Annotated in this window: 12 protein-coding genes; 6 read left to right on the top strand and 6 right to left on the bottom strand. The window is 63.2% G+C overall.

What is annotated here, in order from left to right:
• Positions 1 to 7 precede the first annotated feature (7 nt).
• A complete protein-coding gene (locus AB0L58_RS26590) occupies positions 8 to 751 on the top strand; it encodes a hypothetical protein (protein WP_364390498.1) in 744 nt (247 codons plus the stop codon).
• A 95-nt stretch (positions 752 to 846) separates the two neighbouring features.
• Here AB0L58_RS26590 and AB0L58_RS26585 read toward each other — a convergent pair whose 3' ends face one another.
• Positions 847 to 1,824 carry a hypothetical protein gene (locus tag AB0L58_RS26585; protein ID WP_364390497.1) on the bottom strand — a complete coding sequence of 326 codons (978 nt, stop codon included), beginning with the start codon at positions 1,822 to 1,824 and terminating at the stop codon, positions 847 to 849.
• A gap of 383 nt (positions 1,825 to 2,207) precedes the next feature.
• Between AB0L58_RS26585 and AB0L58_RS26580 the strand changes: the two genes are divergently transcribed.
• Positions 2,208 to 2,534, top strand: coding sequence for a hypothetical protein (locus AB0L58_RS26580; protein ID WP_364390496.1), 327 nt, complete (start codon positions 2,208 to 2,210; stop codon positions 2,532 to 2,534).
• Positions 2,531 to 2,821, top strand: a complete 291-nt coding sequence (locus AB0L58_RS26575; RefSeq protein WP_364390494.1) for a hypothetical protein — start codon at positions 2,531 to 2,533, stop codon at positions 2,819 to 2,821. Before AB0L58_RS26580 ends, AB0L58_RS26575 begins: the two co-directional genes overlap by 4 nt.
• Here the strand turns inward: AB0L58_RS26575 and AB0L58_RS26570 are convergent.
• The 5 genes from AB0L58_RS26570 to AB0L58_RS26550 form a co-directional block, all read right to left on the bottom strand.
• A complete protein-coding gene (locus AB0L58_RS26570) occupies positions 2,799 to 3,413 on the bottom strand; it encodes a hypothetical protein (RefSeq protein ID WP_364390493.1) in 615 nt (204 codons plus the stop codon). The genes AB0L58_RS26575 and AB0L58_RS26570 overlap by 23 nt on opposite strands.
• A 617-nt stretch (positions 3,414 to 4,030) precedes the next feature.
• A complete protein-coding gene (locus tag AB0L58_RS26565; protein WP_364390492.1) occupies positions 4,031 to 4,279 on the bottom strand; it encodes a DUF2332 family protein in 249 nt (82 codons plus the stop codon).
• Between the two features lie 48 nt (positions 4,280 to 4,327).
• Entirely contained in the window at positions 4,328 to 4,591 is a 264-nt protein-coding gene (locus AB0L58_RS26560; RefSeq protein ID WP_364390491.1) for a TauD/TfdA family dioxygenase, read from the bottom strand.
• A gap of 44 nt (positions 4,592 to 4,635) precedes the next feature.
• The gene (locus AB0L58_RS26555) at positions 4,636 to 5,265 is read right to left on the bottom strand and encodes a hypothetical protein (RefSeq protein WP_364390489.1); all 630 of its coding nucleotides are present in this window, start codon (positions 5,263 to 5,265) and stop codon (positions 4,636 to 4,638) included.
• Between the two features lie 290 nt (positions 5,266 to 5,555).
• Positions 5,556 to 6,161, bottom strand: coding sequence for a hypothetical protein (locus AB0L58_RS26550; RefSeq protein ID WP_364390488.1), 606 nt, complete (start codon positions 6,159 to 6,161; stop codon positions 5,556 to 5,558).
• Between the two features lie 92 nt (positions 6,162 to 6,253).
• On the opposite strand from AB0L58_RS26550, the gene AB0L58_RS26545 reads away from it, so the two are divergent.
• The 3 genes from AB0L58_RS26545 (at position 6,254) to AB0L58_RS26535 (ending at position 16,193) form a co-directional block, all read left to right on the top strand.
• Positions 6,254 to 6,850 (top strand): hypothetical protein, encoded by a 597-nt coding sequence (locus AB0L58_RS26545; protein WP_364390486.1) that lies wholly within the window; start codon positions 6,254 to 6,256, stop codon positions 6,848 to 6,850.
• 1,091 nt (positions 6,851 to 7,941) lie between these two features.
• Positions 7,942 to 13,977: a hypothetical protein gene (locus AB0L58_RS26540; protein WP_364390484.1), complete on the top strand. Its 6,036-nt coding sequence runs from the start codon at positions 7,942 to 7,944 to the stop codon at positions 13,975 to 13,977.
• Positions 13,974 to 16,193, top strand: a complete 2,220-nt coding sequence (locus AB0L58_RS26535) for an MBL fold metallo-hydrolase (RefSeq protein ID WP_364390483.1) — start codon at positions 13,974 to 13,976, stop codon at positions 16,191 to 16,193. Before AB0L58_RS26540 ends, AB0L58_RS26535 begins: the two co-directional genes overlap by 4 nt.
• The last annotated feature ends 384 nt before the right edge of the window (positions 16,194 to 16,577 follow it).

The following is a 16,577-nucleotide window of genomic DNA, read 5'->3' as shown; positions in this document are numbered from 1 at the left end:
CCGTTGCATGATCAACCACACCCTTTGTTGTGCAATTTATCTCGACTTTCGCACCGGCATCGAGGTCACTCACACTCTCACCCCGCTCTTCGACGACATCCACCGTGCCGCCGAACTCCATGCGCGACACGACAACTCGAACCTCGACCAGCGCGGATCCGACCCGTCCGACGGCGGTCGCACAACTCCAGCCACCGGATATTCCTCTCTCGCAGACATCTACGGCATACCCGCATGCTCCGCACAACAGAGAACAGCGGCGGCCATCGAACTCATGCGCGGCCACTCCACCGAGGCCCATCTCATCGCGACGCTCGACCGGCTCCGTAAACGACTCGCCGAAAACCCCACCGACCCAGCCAACCCCACACCGCCACCAAACCGCGCCCCACTCCTGCGCCTCACCGATAACCAACGCACTGCGATCTGTACGGCCTATCAAAACGGTTCCTCCACAAACCAACTCACCATCCGATATCGGCTCGCCAAAGGCAGCATCCTGCGAATCCTCCGCGCCGGCGGTGTCAAGATCCGCCAACCGCGCCGCCTCACCGACAGCGAAGCCGACCATGCCGTCACCCGCTACCAAGGCGGCGAATCATTGGCTCGGATCGCCACCTCGGCGTTGTGGCCGAAACAATCCGTGCTGCCCTTCGACGCCGCGGTATCCCTCGCCGAGATACCCACGGCCGCCCGAAACGAACCAGCCAGGCCAAACAACGAGTACCAGCCACCGCGACAACCCACCTGAGGACTTTGCGACGAAGTCGAGGCCACCGCACTGGCCAAGCACACTCGAAGACCTCCGAGCCCGCGGCTTGCCAGCTCGGAGGTACTTCCTCCGGTTCAACGCAGGCCGGATGCGGACGGACGACGACGTGGACGCGGCCGAGGGTAGTTGAAGGGTTCGAACAGTCGATCGAGACTCTCCGCGAAGATAGTCTCCTTCCCGACAGGCTCGAAGTAGTCGTGGAAATCGAGATCCTGGTAAAGCGACTCCCGGAGATCATCGAAGGCGTAATCGAATTCTGTTGGCGGCAGGTCTTCGAGCGCTGCCGGGCGCATATCCTCCACCAGCGCCTCAGCGTCACCGATCATCAACCACAAAGCGATCTCCTCAGCCGTGCAGCGCGGCTCCGGACGTTCGCCTCGGCTCAGGTCATCTACCAGCGTTTCAACGGATTTGGCGAACTTTCGCCGGAAGACGCTGCCCTGCCCTTGCAGACGAGGAGGAAGAGCCTCGTCCCCCATCTCGGACACTTCATCGGCCAGACACTCCCCTGCCCACTGAAGCGCGCCCGCCGTTCGGGGGGTGATGTCGCCCCAGGGCTCGTATTCATCCTCGCCGGAATCGGTTGGGCCGAGAGGAAAGCGCATCACACCGCAAATGGACGGACGGATCAGTGCGTCCCCGTACCGTGACCAAGACCGCCCGCGCTTGCTACCGCCAGTCTTATCGGCGGTGTCCGCGGTGATGGTGGCCACGATCCGTTCAACCTCTGCCCGAACCGGCCCTGGAGCACCCGTTACCGCTTCGGCAACGAACTCCGAAGCAAGTCCACCTCCAGCGAGGAGTTCGTTCAAAGCGTCGGCCAGTCGTACCGCTTCCCAGCGGTGGTTGAACGTAGCGACGGCACGTAATTCGTCCCAACCCGGTTCGTCCACAACAGCGAACACTCGATGCTTCGCAGGCGTGGACTGGGGAAGGAACAGCAGGTAGGGCTGGTCATGACTCATGGCAATGTCGCCTTTCAACTCCATGTCGTGTGGTGGCCAGAGTTGACCGTCGATATGGCACGCCGAATAGACGCCTCGCAGCGTCAACGACAGCGTCCGATCACGGACAATTTCCGGGGGCCTCACTGGTAGTCGCGGTTCGTCCGGCGACCCCATAGCGGGTACCTCAACGCTAACATGGCTCCAGACAACGGCCCAGTCCTCACGACGCCCTCGATCGAATACAGATTCCTCGGTGGCCAGGACCAGAGTCGCTACACTGACGGAAATTTATTATTTCGGTTGCAGCACAAAGCATTTGGAGCACTCTCAGGGCAAGACAGTCGACGAACACGTATCAGCGATCCGCGGTCCGGCGATCTACAGTCATGCGAGGGAATACTCCGACAAGGGTCGTTCCGGGGACGAGCTTCGGAAGCTACTGGATCGAGGTGTGCACCACCGGACCGGACCGGCTTGGGCTAGACACAGTGATCGCGGCGCGTGGTCGCACCGGACCGAAATCGCTGCGCGTCGACGATGTTCTCGTGTGGCTGGCCGACGGCGACGTCGAAGTGACGATCGGTACTACGCGTGTGGGAGTTCTGGGCGCGGTGGACTGCGGCCGGTTCGCGCCTGTGCTTGCGCAGGTTGGCTGCGCGGTCGAGTCGAGCGGGATCGTCCTGATCGACGCCGAAGGGCACCCCGGCGCGCACGTCAAGTTGCACCTGCCCGACGACGCAGACATGTTGGTGCCGGCCAACACGATCGACCCGACCGTGCCGCTGTTTTCGCCCTCGACCGAGCAGCAGGCGTGACATTGGCCAAGCGCAAATCGGACCACACGCTGATCGGCGAAGCAACAGCCTCGTGGTGGCCCGGCACGTCCTGTTCGGCGTGGGTGGTTTTGACCCGGTCGGGCGTCGAGCTCACCGCCGCTGTCGACGGCTTCCCCCTTCCGGCGTTGGCCGAGGATCGATCTGAAGTACTGCGATCCGCCTGGGACACAACATATCCCGGGCAAGCCCGCCTACAGTTCGAAGCGCTGGTCTACGAGATCAAAAGAGGGCGTCAGATCAGCGTTAAGTACCAGTTGATCCCGTGAACAACTCACTGATATCGGTGCCAGGCGGTAGCACCATCACCGCAGCGGGTGTGCTGATAGCAGTTTCGGGACTCCCGCAGTCATTGCACTGCGCGCACCGATGCCACGCTGCAGCGATCCGGATCTGGTCAGGGCACTGCGCTTGTCCTGTTGCCGCCGCACGGTGGCGGGCCTGCTCCACCAGCATCTTGTTCAGCGTGGTGGACAGTTGCATTGCCAGCTCCACACCCTCGTGGATCAGATCCCCGATCTCGCTGATCAGAGCCCGGATTCGGGGCGCGGATCTGTCGACCGGGTTGTTCTTGTGTTCGAAGATCGAGCTGGCGCCACATTCGAAACAGCGATCACGCCCGATCACATGAACAAGGGAATTGTGCTGTTCAGCTGCAGCCTTGACCCGCAGCAGCCACGCGCGCATTTCAGTGGGAAACAGTGCTCGATGTCGTTTGTCTACGCCCAGCAGATCGTTGGCGAGATGCCCGGTCGTCGACAGGGTGGATTGCTTCACGACGGGCCCGTAGCGAGTGACAGCCTCACGCATCTCAGCGAGCAGTACGCTCGGCGATGCATCACAGAGGACCAATTCGCCCATCGGTCCGCCCATATCGTCGGCTGGCATGTCCCCACGGTAAGCCGCCGCGCCTCAAGAACCGAGCGCTTTTCGCCCTCCGACTTCGTGAGGTCGTCCAGCTTGCTGGTTCCGGTGTCCGCGTGATCGGGGGAGGGCGAGCAAACCGATAGCCGGCGACCAGCTGCGGAACCAGCACACGTACCGCAGCGCCCCTGCTGGGCAAAGGAGGGGGAACGGGAGTGAAAACGCTAGAGTGCCGGATCGCGATGTATTCCACTCGACGAGAAGAGGATTCGATGTCGCAGAGAGTCACGTCCGGTGGCGCCACCCGACTTTCAGAGAAGTGTCGGGTTTCCCCAAGCAAGGGCAGGCAACCGTCGCCCGAAGCAGAACAGCGACAGCCGTAATTCGGCCTCGGTTCGCACACTGGCCCTGCCTACCTCAGCTACTCATGCCCAGATCGATGATGGCGAGATCCTCACCTTGCTTGAAAACCGACCAGTCGCCATGTTCATCCGGATACCAACACACCAGACGCGACTCGAACTCAATCCACAACCATCCGCCCAGGCCAATCCCACAGTCCGCCACACTGGGTAGAAGGACGAAAAGCCGCAGGTCTCTGACCTGCGGCTTTTCTACGAGTGAGAGTGGAGGTTTGGGTAGTACCGAGCGAGACGATGCTGCGGCATCGTGGCCAGCAGGTAGTTCGCGGCGGCAAACAGTAGCGGCGCATCGGCGTCCTCGTCGCGGCCGACGGTGAGCAGTCCGGCGACCTCGTCGTCATCTGCCGCCCGCGCCGAAAGCACGGCGCACAAGGGCGATCTGGTCAGCACGGTCTCGGCGAAGTGCCGCAGGCGTTGCTTGGCACATTCGAGCTCGATCACGATGACCCACACCTACTTCCGGATCCCGATTCCCTGCCTCGGGGCGTATCAGCAGCCAGCGATCTCGATCACCGCCGACTCGCCGTCCCGGGCGAACCGGGTGTGCGCCAATGATTTTGCGATCTGCCAGCGAGCCAGCCAACGATCACCACCGTCATATTGCGGATAGAATTCGGACCGGCCATGCACGATACGAGAGTTGTCCATCAACAGTATGTCGCCCGGATGCAGGACGACCGAGGTTCGCGCCTGCCGCCACAGATCACGCACCGCCCCGAGCGCGGCGGTGTGTTCGATGGTGCGGCCGATCATCAGGTCCTCGTCGTAACACACGACCGGGTCGTCGGGCGGATCGGTCAGGACAGCCAGCGGTCCACGAAGCTGGTCGTCGAGGCCCCCGCGACGAAGCTCGGATCGACTCGCGTGTAGAACTGTCGTTCGCGCAGTAGCTCAACGCTTTTCACCGACAGCTCACTTTCGATCTGACGCGCGGACAGCGCATAGGTAGCGGCGGCGGGATCACCGCGCAAGCAGGCGAGCGCGATGAAGTCGGGCCGTGCGGTGAGGTTGAAGCACTGCTCGGTGTGACTTTCCAGGCTCACCGAACCGGCGGACAGCTGTAATTTGCGGTGTGTGCAGACCGGCACGATAGTCTGGCAGAGTCGGCCGGCAGATTCACAGCGGAAACCGACGAGGTGCCCGATTCCAGCCGCTACGATGGCAGCTTGACGAGCGATCAGCGTCTTGTGGGTGATCAGGGTCAGCGGATTGTCCGGGGTGTTCGGTAATGGTCCGAGTGCAGCTCCCGAAATCAGCAGTAGGCCCCCGCCCGCGACGTCGAAATCATGTGCCGCGGTGGTGATTACCGGGGGCAGCTGTCTCGACAGGAGGTGCGCCTGCCGTGCGAATTCGATCGGCTCCAACAGCGCGTCGAACCCGAAGGTCGCCGCCTGCTCTGCCAGCGCCGTACGATCGCCGGCCGACAATGCTAATTCGGTCAGTATCGGCGGGGCCTCCGCTCGACGCTTTCGGCACGAAATATAGGTCCATGCCTCCGAGGGTTTCCGAACGCGTTCACTGCGAGCCATTTTCGAGTACCTCGGCAGAACTCCGGATGTGACGCACTTGTGGAAGAGGCGATCTTCTCGAGTGCTGCCGTGCCCCTCGTTTCTTTCCTGGCGTGTCGGACAATTCGAACACATAACCGCAGATCAGCGCCCATGCGCGGACTTTACCGGAACCCTGCTAGACTCTTCGAGCTGCCGCCGACGGCGTGTCAGACTGCAACATGCCGACCCGTTTTCGTGGTTAGTAACTTTGCAGCTATCGCCACTCTTGCTACTTTCTGTCCGCCTCGCCCTCCCCCAGATCGGATGGTGGCACACTGTGGCAACGTCAGCTCCACGCCCGGCGTGGAAACCGTAGCGATAGTGCGGGATTCGCGCTCGCGTTTCGTTGTTGCACCAACGGGTCCGACACCGAGAATCGCTTCGGTGATCCGTTCGGCATGCGCCGCGAGCCTTTCGATGGAGTAGGTGTCGGGGTCACGCAGTCGCAACCGCACGAACTCGTCGTAAGCGGCGTGCAGGGTGCGCGCGGTGAGTTCGGTATCGGCCCGGTCGGAGGGGGCGGTGTTGGCGCGGACGAGACCGACGAGGCAGTCGAGGGCCATGGTGCGTGCCCAGCTCAGGCGTTCGTACAGTTCCGGCGGTCCACCCTCGGACGGCATCATGAACATCCGCCACGTTGCGGGGTCGTTGTCGACTACGGCGAACACTCTCTCCACCCGCGACCGGATGGACGACGCGTCGGGCGATTCGACTGCATCAGCGAATCCCTTTGTGGCGCGGGCAAGTTCGCGGTCGAGCATGGCAATGTGCATCTCGAGCAATCCACCGAACTGCTGATAGATAACCGTGCGGCTGACACCGCAATCGGCCGCGACCGCGTTGATCGTTGCCGCCTGGTGCGACGTTGCGCGCCGCGCACGCCAGCGAGGATTTCGAGATCGTCGGTGTCAAGGTCTTCAGCCCGCACAAGAACGGCCGCGATGCCGGCGAGCTGGTCGGTATCGGACCGATCGGCGTCCGCGCGACCCTGCCGAAGGACGAGATCCTTGCCATGGACGCCGACTGCGTCATCGTGGCCCCGTCACCGCAGGTGCTCTTCGAGGGCCTCGATGACGATGTCATCGCCCTGTTGGAGTCCGGCAAGAACGTGGTGACCACGGCCGCCCACCACAACGTGGCCAGGCCGAACTGGTACGATCGTGCGAAATCACCCACCGAGCGTCTGCGGGCTCTTTCGCGCATTCCCGGTATGGCACGATCGGATTCGGAAAGCACCGCCCTGCGTATCGCGCGGGCCATGACCGGGCTACGGGCGTTGGACGCCCTCACCGACCCGCTGCTCGCGCCGTTGGCGAAAAGACGGTTTCCGGCGGGAGCGGAAGGCGAGCGAATCGCGCGGGCGTGCCGCACCGGCAACAGCTCACTGCATGGCACCGGAGTGCATCCGACCTTCATGGTCGAACGCCAACTCATGAGACGGCGGTTTGGGCTACTGCCCTGACGATCCCTCTGGGTATTCCAACCAGGCGCTCTGGTACCAGCACGGCCGCTGGACGACCTACGACCTGACCGCAGCCAGATTCTGCTGGCTCGGCCTACGACGAACAGTCCACGACCCAAACTATGAATTCCCCTGGGCAGTATAGGTATTAACGCTACGAGCGACCGCGAATATTTCGGAGACGCGTATGACCGCCAGAAGGTTGCCGCAGCTCAGTCGTATCCGTTGACGGTCGAGGAGGTATCGGATGCATTGCGGGGCGCAAGCTCTGACGGAGAACGAATCGCCGACATGATCGACGCCTGGCGAGGGCATATCGGTGCCGCGTAGGCCGGACTGGAATGTGGATGGCGGGATGGGCCAGCATCCAGTGACCGACGCGGGCTGCGAACCGACCATTTGCTTCGAAACGCACGAAATCGACAGTGCCCGTTTCGATTTGCTAAATTCCTGGCATGGATGACAAACGGGTGTACGCCTAGGTCGACGAGAGGGGAGACCGGCGGAGCGTTACCGAAAGCGAGCCAGTCTTCGGGATGTCACCAGTAATCGTCGACGGGGACACAGCTCAGGATCCGCAGCAGGCCGCGCTCTGGCGCTGTCGACGATTCAGGTGCTGATCCGCATCGGTCAGCGGCGCTTACCCCAAGGTGCCGTCTGGCTCAGCGACAGTGCGGTCACATGGTTCTACCTGCAGTTACCCTCAGATTTCTTTCGACTCGCAACACCGGAGAGTCTCCCTGCGACATGATAGAGATTAGGCCATTGGAATCACGTCGTCCGGCTCGACGGAGCCAGCACGACACGCGCCCGAGGGCAGGGGTTGTGGGTCATATTGCGAACGAGGGGGCATCTTGAGCCAGTACACCGAATCCCACACCGACAAGTATCATTCCACCGATCGCATAAGGCTTACCGCGGACGAGTGCCAGATTCTACGGCGAGCAAGGATCGCGAAATCGGCAGCCGGCGCCCTCGGCCGAGCCGATCTCATTGCAGAATTCCCGAAGCTTGATCATCCCTACGCCGGCTTCCTGCATAGGACTCTTAAGCTTCGCACCGGCGCGCCGCCGGCCGCGATGGCCGTGGCCGTGCAGACCAGACTTGCTCGTGCTGACGACGAGCTGGCGGCGCATATCCTGCACGACTGCTTCCACGGATCGGTCAAGGCAACCGCCACGATCAGCGCACTGACCGAACATCAGCTCGCCACCATCCTCAGGGCCGACCCCGACGAGCTGACAGAGGCATTCGGCTCGCTGAACCAGAATTGGCGCAACGCCGACATGTTCGATATCGAGGACTTCGGATCCACACCGGCGGTGCGGGCGGCGGCGTGGTCGTCGATGGTGGTGATCGGGCACGTCGGCGATACAGCCGCCCTCGCCTGGCTACTCGCAGACCCGCCTCCGTTCTGGGGCTCTGCGCAAACCGATGCAGTCCAGCAGGTATGGCAAACGGTTCGGGAGCGGTATCCATTATTGCCGGAAGTGCCCACCCGCCTGGAGACGCTTGTCGAGATCCTCTCCGAGATTGGCGATTTCGACGATACGGATGATCCGAAGACTCTCGACATAAGCGACGAAGAAACAGGTGTACCGGAGACAGGCGGGATACTCAGTGGAGCTACGGCAGGTACCTACGAGTCCACGGTGGCCGAGCTGACCAAACGTCTGTCGACCGAAACGGCCCGAGAACTTCGTGCCGGGAAGAACCCGACACTGCTGGCAGAGTGCATTGCTGCAGGTGACCGATTGGAGCATGAGTGGCAGGCGATCGCCTCTGTTGTCCTGCCCGCCCTGGCTAGTGCGATCGCGGACGGGGTCCCGGCCGACACGAAGGACATAGCCAGAATCGCAGAGTTTTCCGGGAATCTGCGCGTGGTGCTGACCGCCGCCACAGCTGTTGCCGACGAACCGGTCGCAGACCTGGGCACGGCGCAGGCGGCCCTGCAGCATGCGCAGCACGCTGTAGCCGAGGCGGACGCTGCCGCGGCTCGGGTCGTACAGGTTCGGCGTCTTATGGCATTGGCCGGGCAAGAGTTTCTTGCCGATGACATCGCGCAGATTCGGGCTCTGGCTGGTGAATTGACCATCGACAGCGATGCGGAGACAATCCGCGCTCTCCTGGCGTTGTTGGAGCTCATCGAACTAGCCGGCCGAGACCTCGAGCGTGCCCACGAACTCGACCGTGTGGTCCGAGCCGCGCTACCTGCCGCGATTCCATTGCTTTCGTTCGTGAATGTCCCCGACGCGTTCGTCCTGGGTGATACGACGGCGCCCAGGGCTTCCGCCGAGTCGCCCGATGCGTACACGCTACGATCCGACACCAATGCGGCCCCGCACGACGACAATGCCGCGGGTAACGACACCGCTGGGGCCGACAACGAGGCTGCCAGTGACGACAGCACCGCAGCAGACGACACCGCTGGGGCCGACTATGGACAGCAGGCTGAGCCGCCGCTCGAGGATATTCTCGCTGAGCTGAACCTCGTTGTCCCGGTATCGAGTTCGCCCCAGCGCGCGCCGCGGGCCCGAACGGTTCCGCCCCCGGACCTTGCCACAGTCGGCCCGGAGACACCGAACTCGATCTCGCTGTACTGCGCGCTGCTTCGGTCAGGTGAACTGGCGCTGGCGTATTGGCTCACGGTCGCGGAAAATGCCGATACCTCGATCCGAGCCGCGCACCGGCTCGCCGCGCTCGCCGCCGCAATGAATACTTCCGCCGGATCCAATGCTGCCGAATTCGCCTCGACAATCGCGGACCTCCAACCAAGCGACCTCAGAGACAATCCCGGTTTGCAGATGCTCGTGTATGGGGCGTCGGTACGCGCGGGCTTGCTCTCCCCTATCGCGGGTGCATCCGATCCGCTGCGTGAGTCCGCCACAAGCGTCGTGCGTTCCGGCGACGCCGTCGGCAAGCTGACAGAACTGCTGCAAGCCGCCATCTACGCCGGGGTGTATCTGACTCCTCGTAACGCCAACGCAGTGATCGAAGCGTCCGAAGCCGCGTCGGAGTACGACGCCTTCGCCCAGGAGGCAGCCGCCAAGCTCAGGAATGCGCCGAATCGCACTATCAAGTACGGCCCGGCAACAGAACTGTGGCAAACCTGGATGGCACCGGAAGACGGCTACCTGGGCAAACCTCTCAATATTGTTGCTTCCCAAGCGCCGTCGCCGGAGGACCTGCAATTCGTCCGAACTCGGGTTGCCGAGCTACGCACACCTCGCAGTCTCGAGCAAGCTCTGGACTGGGCGGCCGCGCATACTCGAGGCCGCAAGCGGAACGCGAAAAGGATCGAAGCCCACGCACGGACCAAGCTGCTCGACTGGGCGAGTGACGTCACTGAACTACTGGCCCGATGGGTTACCGCAACAGAGAGCATGCTGGCATCCGGCAGTGGGGCGTGGATGACTGATCCGATAGCGGAATTGAAGGCCAAGGTGGCCGCGGTCCGGGAACCAGCGCTGGCCGAACTAGCAGAGCTGCGCGACAGTGGGGACGTCGCCCGTGATGCTGCGACCGACGCCGGGCTGAAACTGCTGAACAATGCCCTGGATCTACTCATGGGCACCGAGGTGGTCCACGGTCCCGAGACCTCATCCGCTCGGACCCTTAGCGGGCTGCTGACTCTGGCCCCGGCTGTCGAACTCCTCCCATCGATCGCGCCGCGCCGTCCGCCCGAGGTGACAGACATACAGACGGCGTTCGACGCTCTGCATGCCGGAGACAACGGCTGGATCGCGGCATTCAACGCGCGCGCCGAACGACACGACCAACTGGGTACCCAGCTGCTCATCGAAACGCTGCGGCCGCACAATCCGCGGCTTGCACAGAGTTTGTCGGCGGCGCGCGAGGAGGCAATCGACGCTTCCATCGCCGAGGTCGACCAGAACGCCGCCGCGCTCGCGGCTCGTATCGACTCCGACCGGTTGTTCGGGCGGTTGAGCGCAGACACGTGGACCGACCTAACAACCCGTGCACACGCCTGTCAGGCGCCGCACCGCGGCACTCGCAGCGACTTCAATGTCGTGCTCGACAGCCTCGGCAAGATCGAGATCGATCGAGCCGAGGCCGTGAAGTCCGCGATCGCCGCGGCCCGCAATGCGCTGGATACCGCCGGGATGCCCATCGATACGGCCGACCGAATCCAGCAGTGTATAGACAAAGGTGACTTGACCACTGCGGCAGAGTATGAGGTCACGATCCGCTCCGGCGGTCAGCTGCCCACCCAACACGACGCCACTGACCACCTGTCCCTTTTCCTCGGGGCGTTCCCGGACAGATTCGCCGCCACCCGCCCCAGGAACGAGGCTGGCGGCCACCCAATACTCACACAACTGAGCAGTGCACTAAGCGCGGGCATATCGACCGGCGACCTGCCTGCCGGTGAGCTAGCCGAAATGCTGACCTGTGCCGAGATCGAGCTGGGTCAGGTCGGTCGCGGAACGACCGCCGCAGTCCGGATCGACCAGTGGTTACAACTTGCGCAGGCCCGGTCGTTCGAGGCGCGGATCGGTAACGTGAAGTCGATCCTCGGGCAGGTCGGGTTCGAATTCGACAAGGCGACCACCCCGCCTACGCGGCGTGGGCACTCCGGCCGCCGTGGCCGGTGGCTCGACTTACATAGTGTGCGGCCCACATCTGGCAAAGCCCTGCTGCCAGCATTCGGGTCTGCGATGAGTCCGTCAGGCGACTCGTTGCGTCTGCTGGGGATCTGGCGCGGTCCGACACCCGGTGAACTCGTGGAGATGCTGCGCGACGAACCGAATGATCATTCCGTCGTGGTGTTCTACTTCGGCACGCTCGATTCCGGCGCACGTCGCGAGCTGGCTGGTCTGTTCCGTAGCGACCGGCGGCTGCCAACGACGATCGTGATCGATGACGCCGCGTTCGCGTACCTCTCGTGCCAGCCGGAACCGAGTCGTGAGATCACCATGTCGGTCCTATTGCCATTCACCGTATCCTCGCCGTTCGCCCCCGACATCCCCGGTGCGAGTATTCGACAGGAGATGTTCTACGGCCGAAATGAGGAACGCGCCAAGATCATCGACATGATGGGCCCCTGCATCGTGTACGGCGGTCGGCAGCTCGGTAAGTCGGCGTTGCTGTTGCAGGCAGCTCGCCAGTTCGATGACGAGTACGACCGGATCGCGATCTACGAATCGATCTTCAAGATCGGCCGAGCGGTGTCGGTCGAGGCGGTGTGGACAACACTGTGGCCGCTGCTGGCCAGGCGGGATATCGTGCCACCGGATATTCCGGCGGGTGATGTTGCCAGTGCACTCACCAAGCACATTACGGAGTGGATCTCGGCTCGTCCGGGACGGCAGCTACTCCTGCTGCTGGACGAGTCCGACAAATTCCTGGACGGCGATGCGGAAGCGGTGAACGGACGGTTCACACATGTGACCCACTTCAAGGAATTGATGGAGCGGACCGGGCGCGCAGTGAAGGTGGTATTCGCCGGTCTACACCAAACGGCCCGATTCGATCGCCTCGCGAATCATCCGCTAGCGCACTTCGGGGAACCCGTCTGCGTCGGCCCCCTCGCCCCGCAAGCTGCCTACGACCTGCTCACCACTCCTTTGCGTGCGCTGGGCTATCACTTCGATGACACCGACCACGCCGCGCGGGTTCTCTCGCTCGCGAACAACCAGCCCGCCCTTATCCAGCTATTCGCCGCGCACTTGCTGCGTAGTCTGCAGGCTGCGGTGATGCCCGACGACGCGCCGCCGCAAACCGTCTACACCGACGATATCGAACAGGTGTGGGCCGACGCAGGTCTGCGTAGATCGTTCCGCAAGAGGTTCGATTGGACGCTCGACCTCGATCCGCGTTACAAGATCATCGCCTACAGCGTTGCACTCCACGCTCACGCCAGCGGCATCGACGCGACAATGACACCGAGTGAGCTGCGCAACGAATGCGAGACTTGGTGGCCGACCGGGTTTTCCGCCGAAGACGTTCGCGCCGGTGAATTTCGGGCGCTGCTGGATGAATGTGTCGATCTCGGTGTGCTGTCCTACGCGACCAATGGATACCGGCTGCGGACCCCGAACGTACTCGATCTGCTAGGCGCCAGGGAGGAGGTCGAAGCGGTCCTCGATCAGGCCGAGTCGATCGAACTTCCCGAAAGCTTCGACGGCAGCATGATGCGGCCGGAGTTCAGCGGCGGCCCGACCCGAGGGCCGTTGACCTCACAACAGATCGCTGATCTGCTCGCGACCCGAAACCAGGTCCGCTACATCATCGGTTCGTCGGCTCTGACCGTCGAACGCTGTCTGAGGGCGCTACAGGACGAGAACAATCGCGCGGTTTCAGGCCATCGCGAGAGCCACATGCGGGAAGCGAACCCGGCGACCATGGCCAAGACATGTCAGCAGGGAATGTTCAGGGCCGCCGGGCGACATGTGATTGTGCTCGTAAACTTGAGGACCGCTTCCTTGGATGTCGCATCGTCGACGTGGAAGCAGGCGCGAGAACTGATCGCTACCCACTCCGGTGGCACCCTCGGGATCGTGCTGGTGTCCGGACCGGCGCAGGCACCGATGTGGCCGGTCGCAGCTCGGGAGGCGGATATCTCCTCAGGGTTGACCGAGCTGCGCCGGTACGACCGAACCGACCTGCGGCTGTGGCTGACCGAAACGCCCTTGCCATTCCAGGACAATGCGGCCCGCGACGAATTGCTGGCGGTGACGGGCGGCTGGCCGATCCTGCTGAACAAGATCGCCGAGGATCTGACCAAGCATGGCGCAGGACTGCGTTCGGACCCACTGCGCGAGATCCGGAGTCACTTGCGGGACTCCGTGCGTTGCCGGGAGCTGGTCGAGGCATCCGGAGTACGCAGCGACACCACGCTGAGCCAGGCATGGGATTTCCTCGTGCAGAATTGCGCGGACGACCCGACCGATCTCGATACGCTCGCGGAATACCTCGCGCTTCGCGGCGAGGACGACGAATCCAATGCGCTCACCCCGGCCGCGATAGCCACTGCCGGATACAGAAGCACAGCCGACGTCATCGAGGTGCTACGTGTGCTGGGTGTCCTCATCGGCCTAGGCGAGGATGGACGGTTCAGGCTCGAACCCGTCATGGTGGCCGCGACCAAGCGTGCACACGAATGAGCCGGACCGCACCGCAGCTGCTCGAAGCGATTGTTCTCGACGCGGCCCATGCCGCCCTGAAGTCGCCAGTCTATGCCGGGCAGCAGATCGAGCCTCGGGCGTTTGCCCAGGTCAATCGGGACAGCCTGCTAGAACTCGTAGCGAGGGTGCCCACGTTGCGAGCCCAGCTTGCGCAGACCTATCGCAACGAGTTGAGTGAAACGCACCCGCATGTGGTGGCGCTGCTGAGCGATAGTGCCACGGATAGTGCAGCCGCAGCGGCAGTGCTACGTGATCCGCGGGCGATCCGGTCACGTCGTGGGCGGTCCCGGCCTTCCGCGAAGGCCGGGAGCAATGGCGAGCAGTCGGCGGTTGCAGACGAGCGCAGTCCGGCCATACTCGACTCGGCGACGGCGCGTCGGCTGGAACGTTACGAACGACGCCTGACCGAGATCCGTACGGCCCGCGACCGAGCGAGAGTACAGCGCGACTACGCCCGTGCCGAGACGGACCAATTGCGCCGGGAGCTCGAAACCGCCAGAGAGGATCGAGACGAGTCGCTGGCAGTCATCGAGGGACTGCGAGCCAAACTGGCTGCCGAACGCGCCCACGTGGCGGAACTGGCAACGGACGTGCTGGCGGCGGCGGCAGTACTGAAGGCTGCGATCCTCCCGCCCCCGACGGAGCTTCCGGTGGTGGAAGACATCGACGTCGATCCTCGTGAGCGTGAAGCTGCCGTCGATACTCGGACATCGGAGGAAGCGCCCGTGGCCGACCCGATAGTTGCCGCAGCACTGACGCGGGCCGATGTATCGCCGGACGTGCTGTTGTCAGTGCTGAACGCCCTGCTTGAACCGCCCGCACCGGTGGAATCGGTGTGGGTCGGTGAGCCACGCGAGATAGCGTTGACGCCGCTCGGCGGGGGGACCGATATCGGTGACTCCTGCATGCTGGTGACCGTCGGCGACGTCCGGATTCTCATCGATGCCGGGATGCATGCCAACAAGCGCATCGACCAGGCCGGACCGGAACACATCGACGTGGCCCTTGCCGGGCCAATCGCCGCGATCGTCATCACGCACGCACATAACGACCACGCCGGGTACGTACCGGCACTGATAGCGAATTACCCGACTGTGCCGGTGATCTGCACCCCGGAGACCGCGGCGATCCTTCCGACGATGTGGAGCGATTCGGTGCGGGTCTTCGACCGCACCCGTGGCAGTCATGTGGGGAGTGACGAATCGCTGGCGGAGCCACCGTACGGGGATGCGCAGGTCTATGCCGCGCAGCGCCGCATCCGGGAGGTGCAGTGCGGCCGGGTTGTCGAGATCGCTGCCGGAGTCACGGTCGCGCTATTCCCGGCCGGTCATATTCTTGGCGCGGCCGGTGTGGTGGTGTCTGCCGGCCAGAACCGGGTCACGGTTACCGGGGACGTGTCCGACCTGGCGCAGATCAGTGTTCCTGGCCTGGTCGTACCGGATGTGGCACGTGGGTCGGATCTCCTGGTCATCGAGTCGACGTATTGCGGGCCGCAGAGTTCCAACCGCGAGGCCGAAGTAGAAAGGTTCGTCCGGATTGTGTCCGAGACCGTCGGTGACCCCGCAAATGGTGGGCGGGTGCTCGTTCCCGCCTTCGCACTCGGGAGGGCACAGGAGGTCGCGTTGACGCTGCGCCACCGACTGCCGGATGTGCCGGTTCTCATCGATGGGATGGCCAAGGACATAGCGAAGATCTACGAGGAGCAGACCGCCGGAACCGCACGACCGCTGAAGATATACGGCGAACAGGTGTCCGCGGTGCAGCCGGGCGAGCGTGATCAGCTTTTGCGCGCATTCCGGCGTGGGGTCGTTGTAACCACGTCGGGGATGTTGACGGCAGGTCCAGCCGTCACTTGGGCACGCTCGATCCTTCCAGACCCGGAGGCGGCGCTGCTGCTCGCGGGCTATCAGGATGAGGAATCCCCTGGGTTCGAGCTGCTCGAACTGGCGAAGGCCAACAGACGGGCCATGTTCGTACTTGACCGGGAGGAACTCGCGGTGAACGCGCGAGTCGCGAAGTTCGGTCTGTCGGCGCACGCCGACCGGCGCGGTCTGTCCTCCATCATCACCGAAGTCGGTGCGCGAGAGGTGATGTTGGTGCATGGGGTTGCGTCCAAACAACGAGACTTCGCAGACAACCTCACCCGCCGTGGATTCCATGTTGCCCCCACCCGGCACTGGCAGCTCACCGGTTGAGGAGTTCCCACCGATCCGTACTGCACGGGAGGTGAGGTGGGGGGATCAATACCGACGTGCCGCCAGTCACGCTATCGAGATCTCGGTCGACGAAGGTCAGACAAACACTGATTTTCTTCTCGGCATGAAAGGCTCCCGGATGACCGAAGATGCATCCCTGATCAGCGTATTGTTGCCCGGGACAACGGATCCAGGGTTGGATGGCCTTGCATTCAGCACCTTTGTCGACAGCGGGGTTCCTGTACCTGTATCCCCGGTCGACCAGTTGCTGGTTGCGTTCAGTCGTCATTGACGGCGCTCACTGAACTTCCCCACTGACGCTCACCGAAATTCCCCATTTGTCCCGTGTGGCTCCGCCGTGAAGGGCGGGCCTCCTCCGATGCT

The sequence above is a fragment of the Nocardia sp. NPDC052112 genome, assembly GCF_040680135.1.
GTDB lineage: Bacteria > Actinomycetota > Actinomycetes > Mycobacteriales > Mycobacteriaceae > Nocardia.
This window is presented reverse-complemented; position numbering and strand designations above follow the sequence as displayed.

Bases quoted from the DNA above. Each gene is read 5' to 3' on its own strand.
- AB0L58_RS26570 (WP_364390493.1), bottom strand. From the start codon at position 3,413: ATGGGCGAATTGGTCCTCTGTGATGCATCGCCGAGCGTACTGCTCGCT.
- AB0L58_RS26535 (WP_364390483.1), top strand. From the start codon at position 13,974: ATGAGCCGGACCGCACCGCAGCTGCTCGAAGCGATTGTTCTCGACGCG.
- AB0L58_RS26560 (WP_364390491.1), bottom strand. From the start codon at position 4,591: ATGATCGGCCGCACCATCGAACACACCGCCGCGCTCGGGGCGGTGCGT.
- AB0L58_RS26550 (WP_364390488.1), bottom strand. From the start codon at position 6,161: ATGCACATTGCCATGCTCGACCGCGAACTTGCCCGCGCCACAAAGGGA.
- AB0L58_RS26590 (WP_364390498.1), top strand. From the start codon at position 8: ATGATCAACCACACCCTTTGTTGTGCAATTTATCTCGACTTTCGCACC.